The sequence below is a fragment of the Sorangium sp. So ce119 genome, from assembly GCF_051524405.1.
Lineage (GTDB): Bacteria > Myxococcota_A > Polyangia > Polyangiales > Polyangiaceae > Sorangium > Sorangium cellulosum_G.
The window spans coordinates 203,366-220,778 of record NZ_CP150311.1 but is presented as its reverse complement, the minus strand read 5'-3'; the positions used below and the strand labels follow the sequence as shown (position 1 = coordinate 220,778).

Here is a 17,413-nt window from a genome sequence, read left to right as displayed (position 1 = left end):
GCGGGCCCAACGTCGGCCGCGCGCTGCCCGACGCCGCGCCTCTCCGCCTCACCAACCGCTCACCCCTTCTGCCGGACTCCCTTCGACTTTCGATACTGCTCGAGCTCCTCGCGCCCCGCCCTCCCGCTCCGATCCAGCGTCTCCAGCCACTCGTCGCGGTGCTCCCTCATCGCCTCGGCCACCGTCTCCGCGACAACGATGTTGCGGTACCACTTGGCGTCGGCCGGGACGATGACCCAGGGCGCGTGCTTGGAGGCGCAGCGCTGGAAGACGTCCTCGTACGCCTCCGTGTACTCGTCCCAGTGCTCCCGCTCCTTCCAGTCGTTCACGTTGAGCTTCCAGGCCGTCGACGGGTTCTCCTCGCGCTCCAGGAGGCGCTTCTCCTGCTCCTTCTTGCTGATGTGCAGGAAGAACTTGATCACGATGGTCCCGTGCTCGGCCAGGAGCTCCTCGAAATCGTTGATGTGGTCGTAGCGCTCGCCCCAGCGCGATTTCGGCTCCAGATCGTGCACGCGCACGACGAGCACGTCCTCGTAGTGGGAGCGGTTGAAGATCGAGAACTCCCCTGCGCGCGGCGCCTGCCGGTGGATCCGCCACAGGAAGTCGTGCTCCCGCTCCTCCTTCGTCGGAACGCCGAACGAGCTCACCGAGACGCCGCGCGGGTTGAGCGCGCCGACCACGTTCTTGATCGCGCCGTCCTTGCCGGCCGCGTCGCGGCCCTGGAGGACGATGAGCACGCTGTGCGTCCGCGCCCCCCACATGAGCTCCTGCAGCTCGAGCAGCTCCTTGCCGAGATCGTGGAGCCGCTCGGTCGACTCCTGCTTGCTCGCGTCGCGGGGCGGGTCGGTCGAGACGTCGTCCAGGCGAAACTTCGAATCGGGCTTCGTGAGTCGCGTGATGGCCATGCGCGTCAGCGTACACCATCGCTCCGCGCCCTTCGCCAGCGCGCGTCACGGGCGCGCCGGCAGAGCGCGCTCGCGGGCGAGCCCGCTCAGCGCCCGCTCACGCCGAGCGCAGCGCCGCCGCGCTGACGAGCCCGCCGCGCCGCGCCGCGACCTCCCGGAGCAGCGCACTCCACGCCTCGGGCTCATCGAGCGTCAGATCGGGCTGGACCCGCGGTACCGGCCGCTCCGACGAGGCGATGTACACGCCCACGCCCCCGTTCGCCCGGGCAGCCGCGATCGCCGGCTCGTCCGTGGTGTCGTCGCCCGCGTAGACCATCAGCGTCCCCGGCGGCAGCCGCGCCAGCATGAACGCGAGGGCGCCGCCCTTGTCGTGCGCGGCGTCCCGCGCCTCGTGGATGCTGCGCCCCTCCATGACCACGAGCCCCCTCCGCCGCGCCGCGTCCGCCCACACCTCGAGCGCGGCGAACGCCGCCGGCCGGTCCTCGGCCGCGACGAGCCGCCAGTGCAGCGCGATCGAGCAGCGCTTGCGCTGGACCCAGAACGCCGGCACCCGCCGCGCGATCTCGTCCGCGTCGCGCTCCAGCGCGTCGAGCAGCTCGACCGGCGCCTCCGCCTGGTACACCAGCGCCCCGCCCGGCGCCGCGATCTCGGCCCCGTGCTCGCCCACGAGCCAGACCGCATCGAGGGCCGCCGTGCGCGCCGCCACGTCGTGGATCGTCCTGCCCGTGACGATCGCCACGGCCGTCGCCGGCGCGCGCGAGAGCGCCTGGAGCGCCTGGAGCGCGACCGGCGCCGCGGCCGCCCCGCCCGAGACCGCGGCGATCTCGGCGATCGTCCCGTCGAAGTCGGTCGCGAGAAGCAACGACGGCGCGGCCGCCGCGCGCTCGATGAACTGGCTAACGTCCATGCTGTTCCGGATCTTACCGCGAGCCGCTTGAGGAAAGCGATTTCAAGCCGCCAGCGCTCCGGAATATTTGTGATCTGGGCTACGTCTTCAGGGCCGGCCTTCTCGGCCCTTCACGACGTCATGAAGCTCTGCGCTGGCGCTCGTGTCCTGCAAGGCGCGCCGCGCGGAGACGCGCGTCAGAAGCGGATGATGACCTCGTGAATGCGGCGCCCTTCGGTCTTGCCCTCGACGGCGCCCGACCCGTCGTCCGCAGGCGCGGCGCCGTCCGCGGGGGCGGCCTCGTCCGCGGGCGCCTTCTCGGCGGCCGGCTCGTCCTTCTTGCACTCGTACTTCACGCGCCACTCGGTCTTCTGCGTCGTGCTGGTGCTCTCCTCTTTCCGCCGCTTCGGGCCGAAGAAGTCCTTCTCGCGGCGCTCGCTGGTCTCCGACGTGGACTCCTCGCCCACCACGGTCTCGCCCTCTTCGACGATCTCGAAGCTCTCGGGGCCGCCGCAGGTCGTGGCCATCGTGGTGTTGGCCTTCTGCATGGCCACCTCGCGGTCACCGAGGATCGCGAGCTCACCGCCGACCTTGGTCCTCCTCACGACGCGCACGTCGCCGTACGGCTTCAAGCCACACCCGGCGGTCGCAGAGAGCGCGAATGACGCAATCAACACATGAATCGCGGGGAATTTCATGCCGTGGACCACTACCACCCTGGAAACGACGGGAGCAACAACAAAGCGAGCACAACCCCCCGTGCAAAGCGTGCTGCTCGCGCCGCCATGCCACGTTGCGAGGCGGCCAGTGGCCCCGGGTCCCACGCCATGGACACCGGCGCGCGCGGCAGTCTCGACCGGGCGCGATGCGGTGTGCAAGTTTCTTGCGCGAGCGTACCGGCTCGGCGCGCCGGGAGGGCCGCTTCCGCGCGCGACGCCCGCGCGGCGCGGTGGAGCCGGCGCGGCGCAGCGGTGGGGGCCTGCTCGTGCCGGAGCAGCCGATCATCACCGGCTGTTGCCAGGGCAGCAGCGCGCCCCCGGAGGCGCCGCCCTCGCGCGAAGGACGACGCGGCATGGGTGTTGCTGCGCGTGGGGCGCTGCGGCCCGCGCGCGAGGCGCCGGCGCGACAGGCCCGATCCGAGCCGGCTCCCGAGGTCCAACTGCGCTCCTTCATCGACAAGAACCGCTTTCTTCTGGTGTTCGCGGCGCTCTCCTCGGTCATGGGCATCAGCGTCGGCGTGGCCAAGGTGACCACGACGCTGTACGCGATGGACCTCGGGGCGAACGAGGCGCTCCTCGGGCTGATCGCCGGATCGCAGAGCATCGGGGTGCTGCTCATGAGCATCCCCATCGGGCTCCTCGTCGATCACTTCGGGCCCTCGCGGCTGTTCGTGCTGGGGAGCCTCGTGGCCGGGGCGCTCTACATCGCCTTGCCGGCCGTCCCTTCGCCGGTGTTCCTGCTGATCTTCACGACGGCGATCAGCTTCTTCATGCCGATGCGCTTCGTGTCGCTGAGCACCGTGTTCATGCAGCAGCTCGAGACGGTGGGCGAGGGCAAGGCCGGCTGGTACCGCGCGACCCACATGATCGGCATGTTCCTCCTCGGCCCCATGCTCGCGGCCGGCCTCACCAAGGCGATGGGCTTCCCGGGCACCTACCAGCTCATCGGGCTCTCGTTCCTGGTCACCGTGCTGATGTCGCCGCTCGTCTTCGGCCGGTACGCGGCGCGGTCCATGCCCGGGCGCGCGCTCCGCCTCTCGGGCGTCCGGTCCGATCTCGCCCTGCTCGCGCGGGACATGGAGCTCCGCGGCGTGTGCCTGATCGAGTTTGCGGCCCAGTCGGTCAACTCGTTCTTCATGTTCTTCATCATCCCCATCGGCGTCACCGTCGCTCACCTGACCGCGGCCGACGCCTCCGGGCTGCTCGCGTGGCAGGGCGTGACCTATATCTTCGCGCTGTTCTCGCTGGGCGGCCTCGTGGGTCGGGTCGGGCACGAGCGCGTCTATCTCGCGAGCCTCGTCCTCGTCCCGAGCGCGCTCCTCTTGCTCGGCCTGTCGCGCGATCTCGCCCCGCTCCGCGCTGGCGGCCTGATCCTCGGGCTCGGCCTCGGCCTCTTGCAGATCGCGAACCTCACCCGCATCGCCCGGATCGGCGCGCGGGTGGGGCGGGGGAAGGTGGCCGGCCTGCACGCGCTGGTGGGGCCGTCAGGAGGGCTGTTCGGCAGCACCGTCGGCGGCCTCGTGGGCCGGACCCTGGGGCTCCAGGCCATGTTCCTTCTCCTGTCCGTGCTCTTCGGCGCCCTCCTCGCCATGGCGCGGAGGACGTCGGGCGCGGTGGCGGTGCCCTCGACATCGACCGAGCCCGCGGCCGCCGAATAGCGACCCAGCAGAAGACGCGAGGAGCAGAGGTCCGAGTCATGCGCGATCCCCACACGACATCTCGATTCACCGTCGCCCGCCGCTCGATCGTGGCGGCGCTCTGCGCGGCGCTCTCGCTCGCGGCCTGCTCGAAGGCCGAGCCGGGCGGCGGCCAGGGCAACGGCGACGGGGCCGCGGGCGGCTACGAGGTGCTGGAGCTGCGGCATCAGGGGTTCGCCGGCACGGTCTCGGTGCTCGAGCTGGCGGAGGATCTGGGCTACCTCGCCCCGATCAAGCTGAATTACGTGGGCAACACGATCAGCGGGCCTCAGGACATCCAGACGGTGGTCACCGGCGACACCGATGTCGGGCACGCGTTCAACGGCGCGGTGATCAAGCTGATCGCCGCCGGGGCACCGCTCCGGGCGGTGGTGGGCAGCTACGGGGTCGACGCGAAGCGGTGGAGCGGCTTCTACGTGACCGAGGACAGCCCGATCAAGACCGCTCGGGACCTGCTCGGCAAGAAGGTCGCCATGAACACGCTCGGCGCGCACCACGAGCTCATGCTGAAGGAGTACCTGTCGCGCCAGGGGCTGACGAGCGCCGAGATCGCGCAGGTCACGCTGGTGGTGCTGCCGCCCGTGAGCGCGGAGCAGGCGCTCCGGCAGAAGCAGGTCGACGTCGCGGTCCTCGGCGACGTCCTGCGCGACAAGGCGCTCGAGCGCGGCGGCATCCGGGCGCTGTTCTCGGACTTCGAGCTGTTCGGCGAGTTCACCGCCGGCAGCTACGTGCTGACGACGCGCTTCCTAAAGGAGAACCCGAACAGCGCCCGCAAGCTCGTGGAGGCCGCGGCGCGCGCCATCGAGTGGGCGCGCGCCGCCCCGCGCGACGAGGCGGTGGACCGCCTGCGGAGCCTCATCGAGCGGCGGCAGCGCAACGAGGACGCGTCGGTGGTGAAGTACTGGACCAGCATGGGCGTCGCCGGCAAAGGAGGGCTCCTGTCGGCGAAGGAATACCAGATCTGGATCGACTGGCTGGTGAAAGACGGCGAGATCAAGGAGGGGCAGATCAAGCCGGAGGACCTGTATACCAACCAGCTCAACCCGTTCGCGGCGACGCCGGTCCAGTGACGGCGCGTCAGCGCCCGCGCGCGTCGCGCGGCGGACCGCCGGGACGCGCCCTGCCGCTCATGGCGGCGGAGATGCCCGATTGCAACGTGCTGTAGGTGGCGATGCCGCCCAGATCCACGCCGAGCTCCACCAGGACCTGCGCCATCGTCGGCTGGATGCCGGTGATCAGCACGCGGGCCCCGAGGAGCCGCAGCGCCTGCGCGGCCCGCGCCAGCGCGTTCGCGGCCTGCGTGTCGATCGTCTCCACGCCGGTGACGTCGAGGATCACCATCGAGGCGCCCACCTTCGCGACCCCCTGGAGCAGCCCCTCCAGGATCTGCTCGGAGCGCCGGCTGTCGATCGGCCCGATCAGCGGCATCGCGAGCACGTCGTTCGCCAGCGGCAGGAGGGGCGTGCCCAGGGCGCGGATCGTCTCCTGCTGCGCCGCGATCAGCTCGGCGCTCTGCCGCAGCTCGTCGGCCTTCGCCTCCGCCGCCTGCCGCGCCTGCACCTGCTCGGTGATGTCGACGCCATAGTGGCACACGCCGATGATGGCCCCCGTCCCATCGCGGACGGGCGCGTACACGGCGTTGAACCAGCGCTGCTCCTCGCCGCCTTTCTCGGCGTTGAACACCTTCACGGGCAGCTCGTTGCCGATGAACGGCTTGCCGGTGCGGTAGACCTCGCCGAGCAGACCGATGAACCCTTGCTCCACCGCCTCGGGGAGCGCCTCGCCGAGCGGCTTGCCCAGGAGCTGACGCCCCGGGAAGAAAGCGCAGTAGTTCTCGTTCACGAGGGTGAACACGAAGTCGTCGCCCCGCCACATGCAGATGGGTGTGCGTGCATGCATGAGCATGTCGTGGAGGCTCTGGTAGGTCGACCTCATGTCCGCCAGCTCGGCCTGCGCCTTCGCGAGCACCCTCTCCAGCGCTTCTATCCGCTGCTCCGCGCTCTCGGGCGTGGAGGCACCTGCAGGAGCTGTCTCTTCCATCATGCATTCACCCATGGCGCTGACGCGAACTCTGATGCTGTGAGGCGCCGGTGCTCCCTCGCTCGTCGTGAAAACGTGGGTGCCTGTCACGCCAGCGGTGGTGCTGCTGTGAGGGGATCGTAGGCGAGCGCTCGCCTGCTGTAAATTGGCGCCATCGGCGCGGCGTGCGCCGTGCGCCGGACGCTGCAGAGCCCGCCGGTTCCGCTGCGATGGCGCTCGTGCTCGCCATTCACCGCAGCGGCGCGGATGGGGTCATTCCGCGGGGAGGTGGTGCTCCTCACCGGGCCGGCTGCGCCGTTCGGCGCGTGTCCTGCACGGGTGATGACGCCACGCGACCACACCGCGCGACACCTGAGCCCTGCGATGCGCGCGGCAAGGCGCCGTCGGTTTTCCGCTCGACGCCGTAGCGATGAGCTTGCTAGGCTGCTCCGGTTGGCCGGCGAGCGTCCAGGACGTTCGCGAGCGCGGGATCCCTCGCGGGCTGGATCGCGCGCGTGACGCCTCGGGCGCCGCGCCGACGAACGAACCGCCATCTCCCCAGGTCACCGAGAGGAGCTTGAAATGAGAGCCACCACGTGCCTTTCGACCGTCCTCGCGAGCTGCATGGCCGCGCTGCTCTGGACAGGCAACGCGGCCGCAAACGACCGCGCGCCGGGCGCGGGCGACAACGCGGCGCGCAAGGTCGCCTGCCACGAAGACACAGAGAGCGTGTTCGTGTTCACGCCCATCGGAGAGGACCAGGTCCTGAGCTACCAGCGGGTGCTGATCGACGCTCCGATCGGCGAGGTCTGGCCGGTGCTCCGCGACATCGAGTGGTTCGTCGAGGCCGTCCTCCCCGACGTGGCGCCGACGTTCACGTGGCTGGACGGCGGAGGCCCGGAGACGATCCCGTCGCGATTCCAGTTCTCCGCGGCGGGCAACACGCTCGTCGAGGAGATCATCTATCGCTCCGAGACGGAGAAGCAGATCCTCGTGCGCCTCGTGGAGCCTGTGCTCGGCATGCAGGAGTATTACGCGTTCGGGGACCTGACCCGGGCCTGCGGCAACAAGACCGTGCTGGAGTACACCCGGTATCTCGAGCTGGAGCCCGGCACCGACATCGAGTTCTTCAGGGCGCTGTTCACCCAGGAGTTCATCGACATTCCGGCGTACTTCGCCGAGTAGCGGGCACGAGAGCCCGGCTCAAGAGACCGCCAGGGCGCCAGGAGAACCGACGATCGTCTCCTTCCGCCCTGGCATTCACGCTCTCCTTGCCACGCCGCCCGCGCGCCGGGCGGCGGCGGCCCATCACGGAATGACCTCGACGGCCATCCCGTCGGCGAGCTCGGCGCTCGCGAGCTTCACGATGCGCTCGCTCCCGTCGAGCCCTGTCGCGATATGGAGGGTCGCGCCTGTGTCGCGCTCGATCACGATGGGCACGAAGCGGATCTTGCCCCCGGGGTCCACGACGGCCACGCGGAGCCCCTTCGCGTCGTTGTAGAGCGACGTCGCCGGGATCTCGAGCGCGCGGTGCGGCGTGGGCAGCGTCAGCGCGACCTCCGCGTACATGCCCGCGAGGAGCTTGCCGTCGGGGTTCGGCACCCGCACCTCGGTGTTCATCGTCCGGGTCGCCGCGTCGAGCGCGCCGGCGGTTCGCGCGACCGTGCCCTGGAACGGGTGCCCCGCGAACTCGCGCACCGTGACCTTCGCGGGCGCGTCGACGCGCACGCTGGGCGCGACGTCCTGCGGGACGCCGACGAAGACGCGCACCGGGTCGGTCGCCGAGATCTTGAAGAGCGGCGTCGCGTTGCCCGCCGTGACCAGGGCGCCGCGATCGACCGTGCGCGAGGTGACCGTCCCGGCGAACGGCGCGGCGATCTTCGCGAACTTCTTCAGGTCGAGGAGGCGCTGGATGTTCGCCTGCTGCGCGGCGATCGCCGCCTGCGCCACGGTGACGCTCGCCTCGGCGACGTGCGCCTGCCCCTGCCGCTGCTCGAGCTCCTCCTGCGGCGCCACGCCCGCGGGCACGAGCTGCTCGTAGCGCTTCACGCTCGACATCGACAGGTCGCGGTTGGCCCGGGCCTGCACGAGGCCCGCGTTCGCCTGCGCGAGCTGCGCGCGCGCCTGCGCGAGCTCCTGATCGAGCTCGGGCGTGTCGATCTCGGCGAGGACCTGCCCCTCCTCGACCCTGTCGCCGATGTCGACGAGCCACTTGCGCACGTAGCCGCTCACGCGCGGGTAGACGACCGTCTCCTCGAGCGGCTGGACGCTCCCCGGAAGGACGAGCGCCCTGTCGCTCGACACCGGCTGCGCCGCGATCACCGCCACGCGCGGGGCGGCGCCCTCGCCGGCGCGCACGCCCTCCTCGAGCGCGGCGCGGGCGCTCCGGCGGGGCAGGTAGGACGAGGCGAACGCCGCGCCGAGCACGACGAGCACGCCCACGCCGAGGGCGACGCCGCGCGTCCGCGTCATCACGGCGGGCGGGGGGAGCTGGAACCCGAGATCGTCGGCCGGAGGGCCCGGGGGCGGAGCGGGGGCAGGGGGATCGGGGGGGCTCATAGGTCCTCTGCGAGCGGGTCTCTGGCCGGCGCCTTGTTCCGGAGGATGCTGTACATCACGGGCACGAAGAAGAGCGTGGTCATCGTCGCGACGATGAGCCCGCCGACGACCGCGCGGCCCAGCGGGGCGTTCTGCTCGCCGCCCTCGCCCAGGCCGATCGACATGGGCAGCATGCCGAAGATCATCGCGAGCGCGGTCATGAGCACCGGCCGGAGGCGCGTCATGCCCGCGGCGAGCGCCGCGGCGCCCGCGTCGCGGCCGAGCTTGCGCTGGTCGTTCGCGAACGTCACGACGAGGATGCTGTTCGCGGTCGCGACGCCGACGCACATGATCGAGCCCATGAGCGCGGGCACGCTCAGCGTGGTGTGCGTGAGGAAGAGCATCCACGCGATGCCCGCGATCGCGCCCGGGAGCGCCATCAGGATGATGAGCGGGTCGAGCCACGACTGGAAGTTCACGACCATCAGCAGGTAGACGAGCACGACCGCGAAGATCAGCCCGTAGCCGAGCCCCCGGAACGAGGACTCCATGCTCTCGGCCTGCCCCTTGATGGTGACCTTCGTCCCGCGCGGCAGCTCGGGCCGGAGCTCGTCGACGACGCGCGCGACGGCGTCCGCGACCGACCCGAGGTCGGTGCCGTCGACGTTGGCCTGGACGTCGAAGGTCCGCGCGACGTTGTAGTGGGTGATGTTGGCCGGGCCGGTGCTGCGCGACAGCGAGGCGACGTTGGACAGGAGCTGGGGGCGGCCGTCGCCGGTCGAGAGCGGCGTGGCGTTCAGGTCGTCGATCGACCCGATCGCGTGCTGGGGGGTCTGCACGGCGACGAGGTACTGCACGCCGCGCTTGTCGAGCCAGTAGGTCGGCGATGTCTGCCCGCTCGACGAGAGCGACACGAGGACGTCGCTCGCCACGTCGCGCTGGGTGAGCCCCATCTGGTCGGCCATGGTGCGGTCGACGTTGATGCGGAGCTGCGGCCTCGCCGGCACCTGCGCGAGGTGGACGTCCACCGCGCCCGGGATCTTCTCCATGCGATCGGCGATCCGCTGCGCCACGGCGAGGGTGTCGTCCTCCTTGCCGATCGGGCCCACGACCTGGACGTTGATCGGCGCGGCGAGGCCGAAGTTCAGCACCTGCGTCGAGATGTCGGGGGCGAGGAAGAAGAACGTCGTGTCGGGGTACGTCGCGTTGAGCTTCGCGCGGAGCCGCCGGACGTAGTCGGCCGTCGGCCGGTGGTGCTCCTCGAGCGCGATGAAGATCTGCCCGTCGGCCGACGAGATCTGCGCGCCCTCGCTCAGCGACAGGTTGATGCCGCTCGCCGGGATCCCGATGGTGTCGAGCATCGTGCGGATCTCGTCCGGCGGGATCACCTCCCGGATGGTCTGCTCGATCCGGGCGAAGCGCCGCTCGCTCTCCTCGAGGCGGGTGCCCGGCGCGCCGCGCACGTGGAGCTTGATGAGCCCCGCGTCGACGCTCGGGAAGAAGTCGCGGCCGAGCAGCGGGACGAGCGCGACAGAGGCGGCGACGAACGCGAGGAACACGCCGACGAACCCGGCGCGGTGCGCGAGCGCCCACGCGAGCCACCCGCCGTAGGCCGCCCGCAGCCGGTCGAAGGCGCGGTTGAACGCGGCGAAGACGCGCCCGAACAGGCTCTTCGCGCCTTCATGGCCGTGCGCGTGCTCCGCCGCCTCGCGCTCGAGCAGCAGGCGCACGAGGGTCGGGACGAGCGTCCGCGACAGGAAGTACGACATCAGCATGGCGAAGACGACCGCCAGGGCCATCGGCACGAAGAGCGACCTCGCGGCGCCGGTGATGAACGCCACCGGCACGAACACGATGCAGATGCAGAGCGTGGCGACGAGCGCCGGGACGGCGATCTCCTGCGCCCCGTCGATGATGGCGCGGATGAACGGCTTCCGCTGCCCGAGGTTGCGGTGGATGTTCTCGATCGCCACCGTGGCGTCGTCGACGAGGATGCCGACCGCGAGCGCCATCCCGCCGAGCGTCATCACGTTGAGCGTGTAGCCGAGCGCGTTCAGGGCGATGATCGAGACGAGGATCGAGAGCGGGATGCTGATGACGACGATGAGCGTGCTGCGCCAGCTCCCGAGGAACAGCAGGATCATCAGCGCGGTGAGCCCCGCGGCGATGAGCGCCTCGTGCACGACGCCGTCGACCGCCGCGCGCACGAAGATCGACTGATCGAAGAGCAGCGAGACCTTGAGCTCCTTCGGGAGCTTCTCCAGCGTGGCCGGCAGCGTCGCGTGGATGCGCGAGGTGACGTCGAGCGTGCTCGCGTTCCCGTTCTTGAGGACGCTGAGGAGCACGCTGCGCTTGCCCTCGACGTGCACCATGTTCGTCTGCGGCGCGTTCCCGTCGCGGACGCTCGCGACGTCGCGGAGGTACACCGTCGTCCCGTTGACGGTCCTGAGCGGCAGCTTGCCGAGCTCCTCGAACGCCTCGGGGCTGCTGTTCATGATGACGGGGTACTCGTTCTCCCCCATCTTCGCCGTGCCGGAGGGCAGGATGACGTTCTGCATCCCGAGGGCGGCGTTCACGTCGCGCGGCGATAGCCCCCAGGCGAAGAGGCGCTGCGGGTCGATGTCGACCATGATCTGGCGCTGCTTCCCGCCGTACGGGTACGGGATCTGCGTGCCGCGGATCGTGGCGATGTCCGCGCGGATGAAGTTGACCGCGTAATCGAAGAGCTGCTGCTCGCTCAGCGACTCGCTCTCGAGCGCGGCCTGCAGGATGGGCACGTTGGAGGCGCTGTAGCGAATGATGAGCGGCGGGCTGATGCCGGGCGGCATCATGCGGATCGCGGACTGCGAGACCGCCGTGACCTGCGCCGTGGCGGCCTCGATGCTGGCGCCGGGCTGGAGGAAGATCTTGATGATCGAGATGCCCGTGAGCGACTGGCTCTCGATGTGGTCGATGTCGTTGACTGTGGTCGTGAGGAAGCGCTCGTAGTTATTGACGATGCGCTTCTCCATCTCCTCGGGGGGGAGGCCGCCGTAGTTGAAGATGACGGACAGGACCGGGATGTCGATGTCGGGGAAGATGTCCGTCGGCATCCGGGTGATCGTGAACACGCCCAGGATGACGATCAGCATCGACATCACGATGAACGTGTACGTGCGTTGAAGCGCGATTCGGACGAGCCACATGGGCCACTTCCCGTCCCCCTCCGGAGCGCCCCGGCCGGGGGCGACGCCCGGGGCAGGCTCCGCTTTTAGGGTGCCCCAGACGTTCGTCCAATCTATTATTTCGTATCACACGATACCTTCAAGGTATGGATCTGCGCCACCTCCGGTACTTCACGGCCGTCGCCGAGGAGCGGCATTTCGGCCGCGCGGCGCGGCGCCTGGGCATCGCGCAGCCCCCGCTGAGCCGGCAGATCCAGGATCTCGAGTCCGAGCTCGGGTTCTCGCTCTTCGACCGCTCGCGGCGGCGGGTCGAGCTGACGCCCGCCGGCGGGGTCTTCCTCGCCCACGTGCGGCGGGTCTTCGACGCGCTCGAGCTCGCGGTGCACGAGGCCCGGCGCGCGAGCGTCGGCGAGACAGGGCGGCTCGTTGTCGGGTACCTGTCGTCGCTCGCCTACAGCGGCATCACCGAGCTGGTCCGCGGCTTTCGCACGGAGTTCCCGTCGGTGGAGCTCGCGCTGCGCGAGATGCCGCCGCAGGAGCAGATCGAGGCGCTGAAGGACGGGCGCATCGACGTCGGCTTCGTGAGGGCGCCGCTCGACGACGCCCGGCTCGCCTCCGAGCGCGTGCGGCGCGAGCCGCTCGTGGTCGCCCTGCCGGCCGATCACCCGCTCGCCGGGCGCAAGCGCATCCCGCTCGAGCTCCTGTCGCGCGAGCCGTTCGTCGTGTTCCCGCGCCAGCGCGGGTCGGCCTTCTTCGACCTCGTGATGGGGCTCTGCCGCGACGCGGGCTTCTCGCCGCGCATCGTGCAGGAGGCGCTGCACCTCGACATCCTGAGCCTTGTGGCGGCGGGCTTCGGCGTCTCCATCCTGCCGGAATCCATCAAGAACATCCGGCGCTCGGGGCTCGCGCTGCGGCCGATCGTGGGCGCGCCGTCGACCGACCTCCTCATCGCCTGGCGCGCCGACGACGCCTCGCCCACGCTCGGGCAGTTCCTTGCGTTCGTGCGGCGGGTCGGCGTCGACAGGCCGCGGGCCGCGCGCCGCGCGCCGCGCGAGGGCGCGCCGGGCCGCGGCGCCCGCGGGGCCGCCGCGGCGGGGCCGGGCACAGAGGAGTAGCGGCGCCGCGCGCGACCGGAGGTCGAATTTCAAATGGCGCCCCCGCCCGGGCGCCACGTACTCGCAGCATCGGGACCTCCTCCGAAGGGTGGATATGCTGCGAGCTCTCCGCGCCGTCGTCTCCGCAGGTGTGCTGTCTCTGACGCTCGCGGCGTGCGCGCGCGGCGCGACGCTCGGTCCCGTCGCGGGCGCGAGCGCGGGGGAGGGCGGGAGCGGCGGCGCGGGCGGCGCGCCGGCGTGGGACGTGGGCGAGCCGGGCGACGTGTCCGAGGGGGAAGTGGGCGAGCCGGGCGGCCGGGATGGCGCAGGGGGCGGCCTCGGCAAGGGCGTGTGGAGCCCGCCGCCGGTCAGCAGCGGGCCCGGTCCGTGCTCCGAACTGACGGCGCATCACATCTACGTGGTCACGGGGGACGCCGAGCTCTTCTCGTTCCACCCGGCCTCGAGCGAGCTCCGGCCCATCGGCGAGCTCGACTGCCCCATCACCCACGAGGACGGCACGTTGGCGCGGAACGTGTGGCCCCTCTCGATGGCGGTCGACCGGAGCGGCTTCGCCTGGATCCTGGACGTCAACGGGTACGTCGTGCGCCTCGACATCGCGACAGGCCGCTGCGAACAGACGTCCTTCCGGAAGGAGCCCGTCGACATGTTCCGCGCTTTCGGCATGGCGTTCGCGTCCGACGGCGTCCCTGGCCGGGAGACGCTCTATGTGCGCGAGGCGCTGCTCAACGGGAAAACCGAGGAGGGGGCTGTCCGGACGCTCGGCGTCTTCGACACGCAGCGCCACACGGTCACCGTCCTCGGCGGCGGGGCGGGCGGCGACGCGGACCTGACCGGCACGGGGGATGGCCGGCTCTTCGGGTTCGAGCGGGGAGCGCCGGGGGATACGGCGTTCCTCAGCGAATACACGAAGGCGACCGGCGCCACGCGCTCGCAGACGCCGCTGCCCGGCCTGGCCATCCAGGAGGGCGCGAGCTGGGCGTTCGCGACCTGGGGAGGCGACTTCTGGCTCTTCCTCTCCAGCCCCGACGCGGTCGGCTCGGGCAGGTCGAGCGTCCACCGGTGGAGCCCGAGCTCCGGCGCCCCGCCCGTCCTCGTGAGGGACGACCTGCCGCCCCGGATCATCGGCGCGGGCGTGTCGACGTGCGCTCCGACCGAGGTGCCTCGGTAGGGAGCGCGCGGCGCTGGCGCAGCGCCGAGAGCGCCCTGCCGAGCGTCGCGTGGAGGGTCATGCCCTCGAGGTCGACGCCGAGCTGCGTGAAGCCCTGCGCGACCTGCGGCCGCATCCCCACCACGATGACCTCGGCGCCGAGCAGGACGGCGGCGCGGGCCGTCTTCATCAGCGACTCTGCGACCTGCACGTCGGCGAAGGGCACGCCGGTGATATCCATCAGCAGGACGTCGGCTTCCTGGCGGCTGATCTCCGTGAGCACCACCTCGAGCACCTGGCGCGCGCGCTCCGGGTCGATGACGCCGACGAGCGGCACGAGCAGCACCCCGCCGTCGAGGGGGATGACCGGGCACCCGAGCCGGCGCACGGCGTCGGCCAGGGCGCGCTCGCGCTCGTAGGCGGCCCGCGTCTGCCGCTCCTGCTCGACGAGCGACTCGATGAGCGACGCGCGCTCGAACGCCGCGGTGAGCATCGCCACCCACACGGCCATGTCCCGGTGATCGAGCCCGAGCGGGCTGCTCACCGGAGCGCAGACCGCCATCACGCCGCGATCCTTGTCGTCGCTGCGGAGCGGGATGAGCCGGATCACATGGTCGCCGTCGTACTGGACCGCGGCAGGCAGCCAGTCGCCGCGCGGGAACTCCGCTGCTGCGACGCGCGTGCCCGGCGCCGGCGAGGCGGCCTTGTCGCCGGGGCAGGAGCTCTCGACGACCCGCAGCACGGGGCCGGCGTCCGCCGGCGCCTCCCACACGGCGAGGCACCCCCAGCTCATCTTCACCGCGGAGAGCCAGCTCAGCTTGCTCCCGCCGCCGCCCGCGTGCTCCAGCAGCGTCTCCCGGATGACGAGGTTGATGTCGAGCAGGCCGTTCAGGTAGTCGGCGCGCGCCGTCTCGACCGCCACCCGGCTCCGCATCATGGCGCGCCGCGCCTCCCGGACGTACGCCGCGACGCGCTCCGCGGCGGCGGCGTCGCCCGCGCCGTCGAGCATCGTCTGGCCTGCTCGCTCCAGCCGGTCGACCATCGCGAGGAGCAGGTCGATGTCGGGCATCTGCTCGACGGCCTCTCGCCACGCCCGCTCCAGCGCCGCCGCAGCGGGGCCGGGCCGGCCCTGGACGGCGGCCTGGAGCCCGAGGACCACCTCCGTGACCGCGGGCCAGGCATCGGCTTCCGAGGGCGGCGCCGCGCTCCGGTCGAGCGTCGTCGAGAAGCTCGCGAGGGCGACCAGATCCCGGGCCAGCGCGTCGGCCTCGCCGGCGGCGCCTCCGGGCAGCGCCGGCTCGGCCTGCGCCAGCGCGGGCGAGCAGCCGCAGGAGCGGCGCACGACAAGGGTCGTCGGCCCGATGTGCCCCGCGCTCGGGACGTCCCGGCCGGCGAGCCGATCGATGAGGAGCTGGGCGGCGGTGCTGCCGAGCCAGTCGAACTGCTGGCGGACGGTGGTGAGCGGCGGGGAGGCGTACCTGGCCGCCTCGACGTCGTCGAAGCCGACGAGGGCCATGTCCTCGGGGACGCGGACGCCCGCCTCGGCGAGGGCGTCGAGGGCGCCGAGCGCCCCCTGGTCGGTGGCCATGAACAGCGCGGTGCAGGGCAATCCCGCCTCGAAGAGGCGCTGTATGGCGAACCGCCCGCTCGCCCGCTCGTTGCTCGGGAGCTCGATGACGAGGGCGGGGTCGAACGGTATCCCGCCCTCGTCCAGCGCGTCGCGGTAGGCCTGGAAGCGCTGCCGGATGTCGTCATGGGCCATGTGACCCGCGAAGAGGATCCGCCGGTGACCGTGCGCGATCAGGTGACGGACGGCCGCCAGGGCGCCGCCGTGGTTGTCGGGCAAGACGTGGGGGCAGCGCGCGTCTCTGGCGCAGGTGCTGAGGGTCACGACCGGCCGGCCGTCGTCGAGGAAGCGCTCGATATCCGTGGGATCGATCAGGGCGATCCACCCGTCGATCTGGTCCCGCGCGAGCTTCAGCTCGTGGACGTCGCGCGGGGACGACTTGATGGCGATCACCCGGTATCCGGAGCGCGCGGCGGCCGACTGGATACCGCCGAGCAGCTCGCAGAAATACGTGCCCCAGATGTCGGGGCACATGATGCCGATGGCTCTGTCGAGCGACATGGTGGCAGGACCCTCGGTGATCCTCGGCGTCGTGGTCACGCCGCGCCGTGGTTACAAACCCATAATTGTAGCATGGTATACGCGCGCGGTCACTTCACCCGGCCCGGCGGCGCGCGCGCATGGTCTCCTCGGGTCATCAGAGCAATGCATATCTCCGGACGGCGGCGGAGCCCACTCTTCTGCGCCCTTCGGCTTTGACGTCAGCCACTCCGGTGGTTCTGGCGTCCTGGTGCGCTCCGCAGCGCCTTGGCCAGGCGCGTTGCGCCGCGCGCGTCGCGCGGCGCAACGCCGACGCTCACGCGCCGTGAGGCGGGCGCTGCTCGGCGTCGCTCGCGAAGGGGAGCGCCTGCTGCTCGACGATCACCCGACCCCTGCGCTTCGGCCGGCGCGGCGGTGCCCCGGCCTCGGCCGGGTCGCTCCCGGGCCGCTCGCTCGCCCGCTCGGCGCAGCGCGGGCAGACGGCCGGCGGCGGCTCGTCCGGCTGCGGCGACGCGGCGGCGGGTGGGGGCGGTGCGTGGGGCTCCGGCGCCTCCTCGGGCTGCGGGGGATCGACCGGATCCGGCTCGGCCCTCTCCAGCTCGGCGCGGCCACGCGCGTGCTCGGCGGTCACCAGGGCGCGGAGGGCGCGGGCCGCGGCCCGGTGCTCGGCGGCGGCCCGGCGCAGGCGCGCGACAAGCTCGAGCGCCGCACGCGAGGGCGCCTGGAAGCGGGCGCGCTCGCGGTGCGCGCAGCCGTCGTGCCCGCCGCCGCCGCTGCTGCTGCCGCAGTCGATGCAGATCCGATCGAGCGAGAGCGGCCCTCCCGCGGCGGAGAACGCCTCGTCCGCCGCGATGTCGTCGGGCGGGATCGCGTCGACCGGGTCCTCGGACGGCGGCAGCTCTTCGACGACGACGGCGGCGGCGGCCTTGCGGGAGCGCATGCCTGTCGGCTAGCAGATGAATGAACGAATGTACAGTATGAGCCGGCGCACGCTCGCGCGGCGGCGTGGGGGGACGGCCGGCGGTGTGCGCGCGGGCGTGGGGGGACAGCCGGCGGCGTGCGCGCGGGCGTGGGGGGACGGCCGGCGGCGTGCGCGCGGGCGTGGGGGGACGGCCG

The 17,413-nt window shown here is 71.6% G+C and carries 13 protein-coding genes; 5 read left to right on the top strand and 8 right to left on the bottom strand.

Annotated features, from left to right (window positions below; translation table 11 throughout):
- Nucleotides 1–59 precede the first annotated feature (59 nt).
- The 3 genes from WME76_RS45135 to WME76_RS45125 all read right to left on the bottom strand — a co-directional run bounded on the left by WME76_RS45135 (nucleotide 60) and on the right by WME76_RS45125 (nucleotide 2,396).
- Nucleotides 60–905, bottom strand: a complete 846-nt coding sequence (locus WME76_RS45135; protein WP_437962400.1) for a PPK2 family polyphosphate kinase — start codon at nucleotides 903–905, stop codon at nucleotides 60–62.
- Nucleotides 906–1,002: 97 nt separating this feature from the next.
- The gene (gene otsB / locus WME76_RS45130; protein ID WP_437962399.1) at nucleotides 1,003–1,812 is read right to left on the bottom strand and encodes a trehalose-phosphatase; all 810 of its coding nucleotides are present in this window, start codon (nucleotides 1,810–1,812) and stop codon (nucleotides 1,003–1,005) included.
- Nucleotides 1,813–1,988: 176 nt separating this feature from the next.
- Nucleotides 1,989–2,396 carry a hypothetical protein gene (locus tag WME76_RS45125; RefSeq protein ID WP_437962398.1) on the bottom strand — a complete coding sequence of 136 codons (408 nt, stop codon included), beginning with the start codon at nucleotides 2,394–2,396 and terminating at the stop codon, nucleotides 1,989–1,991.
- A 278-nt stretch (nucleotides 2,397–2,674) separates the two neighbouring features.
- On the opposite strand from WME76_RS45125, the gene WME76_RS45120 reads away from it, so the two are divergent.
- Both WME76_RS45120 and WME76_RS45115 read left to right on the top strand, forming a co-directional pair.
- On the top strand, nucleotides 2,675–4,168 hold the full coding sequence (locus tag WME76_RS45120) for an MFS transporter (protein ID WP_437962397.1): 1,494 nt from the start codon (nucleotides 2,675–2,677) through the stop codon (nucleotides 4,166–4,168).
- 38 nt (nucleotides 4,169–4,206) lie between these two features.
- Nucleotides 4,207–5,277 (top strand): ABC transporter substrate-binding protein, encoded by a 1,071-nt coding sequence (locus WME76_RS45115; RefSeq protein ID WP_437962396.1) that lies wholly within the window; start codon nucleotides 4,207–4,209, stop codon nucleotides 5,275–5,277.
- A 7-nt stretch (nucleotides 5,278–5,284) separates the two neighbouring features.
- Here WME76_RS45115 and WME76_RS45110 read toward each other — a convergent pair whose 3' ends face one another.
- Nucleotides 5,285–6,250 carry an STAS domain-containing protein gene (locus tag WME76_RS45110; protein ID WP_437962395.1) on the bottom strand — a complete coding sequence of 322 codons (966 nt, stop codon included), beginning with the start codon at nucleotides 6,248–6,250 and terminating at the stop codon, nucleotides 5,285–5,287.
- A 558-nt stretch (nucleotides 6,251–6,808) separates the two neighbouring features.
- Between WME76_RS45110 and WME76_RS45105 the strand changes: the two genes are divergently transcribed.
- On the top strand, nucleotides 6,809–7,411 hold the full coding sequence (locus WME76_RS45105; RefSeq protein WP_437962394.1) for a hypothetical protein: 603 nt from the start codon (nucleotides 6,809–6,811) through the stop codon (nucleotides 7,409–7,411).
- A 123-nt stretch (nucleotides 7,412–7,534) separates the two neighbouring features.
- Here the strand turns inward: WME76_RS45105 and WME76_RS45100 are convergent, their stop codons facing one another.
- Both WME76_RS45100 and WME76_RS45095 read right to left on the bottom strand, forming a co-directional pair.
- The gene (locus tag WME76_RS45100) at nucleotides 7,535–8,785 is read right to left on the bottom strand and encodes an efflux RND transporter periplasmic adaptor subunit (protein WP_437962393.1); all 1,251 of its coding nucleotides are present in this window, start codon (nucleotides 8,783–8,785) and stop codon (nucleotides 7,535–7,537) included.
- The gene (locus WME76_RS45095) at nucleotides 8,782–11,949 is read right to left on the bottom strand and encodes an efflux RND transporter permease subunit (protein WP_437962392.1); all 3,168 of its coding nucleotides are present in this window, start codon (nucleotides 11,947–11,949) and stop codon (nucleotides 8,782–8,784) included. The genes WME76_RS45100 and WME76_RS45095 overlap by 4 nt, the downstream gene beginning before the upstream one ends.
- A gap of 125 nt (nucleotides 11,950–12,074) precedes the next feature.
- On the opposite strand from WME76_RS45095, the gene WME76_RS45090 reads away from it, so the two are divergent.
- Both WME76_RS45090 and WME76_RS45085 read left to right on the top strand, forming a co-directional pair.
- Nucleotides 12,075–13,043 (top strand): LysR substrate-binding domain-containing protein, encoded by a 969-nt coding sequence (locus tag WME76_RS45090; protein ID WP_437962391.1) that lies wholly within the window; start codon nucleotides 12,075–12,077, stop codon nucleotides 13,041–13,043.
- Between the two features lie 94 nt (nucleotides 13,044–13,137).
- Nucleotides 13,138–14,211, top strand: a complete 1,074-nt coding sequence (locus WME76_RS45085) for a hypothetical protein (protein WP_437962390.1) — start codon at nucleotides 13,138–13,140, stop codon at nucleotides 14,209–14,211.
- Here the strand turns inward: WME76_RS45085 and WME76_RS45080 are convergent.
- Nucleotides 14,162–16,318, bottom strand: coding sequence for a substrate-binding domain-containing protein (locus tag WME76_RS45080; RefSeq protein WP_437962389.1), 2,157 nt, complete (start codon nucleotides 16,316–16,318; stop codon nucleotides 14,162–14,164). The genes WME76_RS45085 and WME76_RS45080 overlap by 50 nt on opposite strands.
- A gap of 295 nt (nucleotides 16,319–16,613) precedes the next feature.
- Nucleotides 16,614–17,237, bottom strand: a complete 624-nt coding sequence (locus WME76_RS45075; protein ID WP_437962388.1) for a hypothetical protein — start codon at nucleotides 17,235–17,237, stop codon at nucleotides 16,614–16,616.
- Between the last annotated feature and the right edge of the window lie 176 nt (nucleotides 17,238–17,413).

Bases quoted from the DNA above. Each gene is read 5' to 3' on its own strand.
- WME76_RS45135 (WP_437962400.1), bottom strand. From the start codon at position 905: ATGGCCATCACGCGACTCACGAAGCCCGATTCGAAGTTTCGCCTGGAC.
- WME76_RS45095 (WP_437962392.1), bottom strand. From the start codon at position 11,949: ATGTGGCTCGTCCGAATCGCGCTTCAACGCACGTACACGTTCATCGTG.
- WME76_RS45100 (WP_437962393.1), bottom strand. From the start codon at position 8,785: ATGAGCCCCCCCGATCCCCCTGCCCCCGCTCCGCCCCCGGGCCCTCCG.
- WME76_RS45105 (WP_437962394.1), top strand. From the start codon at position 6,809: ATGAGAGCCACCACGTGCCTTTCGACCGTCCTCGCGAGCTGCATGGCC.
- WME76_RS45115 (WP_437962396.1), top strand. From the start codon at position 4,207: ATGCGCGATCCCCACACGACATCTCGATTCACCGTCGCCCGCCGCTCG.
- WME76_RS45085 (WP_437962390.1), top strand. From the start codon at position 13,138: ATGCTGCGAGCTCTCCGCGCCGTCGTCTCCGCAGGTGTGCTGTCTCTG.
- WME76_RS45090 (WP_437962391.1), top strand. From the start codon at position 12,075: ATGGATCTGCGCCACCTCCGGTACTTCACGGCCGTCGCCGAGGAGCGG.
- WME76_RS45110 (WP_437962395.1), bottom strand. From the start codon at position 6,250: ATGATGGAAGAGACAGCTCCTGCAGGTGCCTCCACGCCCGAGAGCGCG.
- WME76_RS45075 (WP_437962388.1), bottom strand. From the start codon at position 17,237: ATGCGCTCCCGCAAGGCCGCCGCCGCCGTCGTCGTCGAAGAGCTGCCG.
- WME76_RS45080 (WP_437962389.1), bottom strand. From the start codon at position 16,318: ATGTCGCTCGACAGAGCCATCGGCATCATGTGCCCCGACATCTGGGGC.
- otsB (WP_437962399.1), bottom strand. From the start codon at position 1,812: ATGGACGTTAGCCAGTTCATCGAGCGCGCGGCGGCCGCGCCGTCGTTG.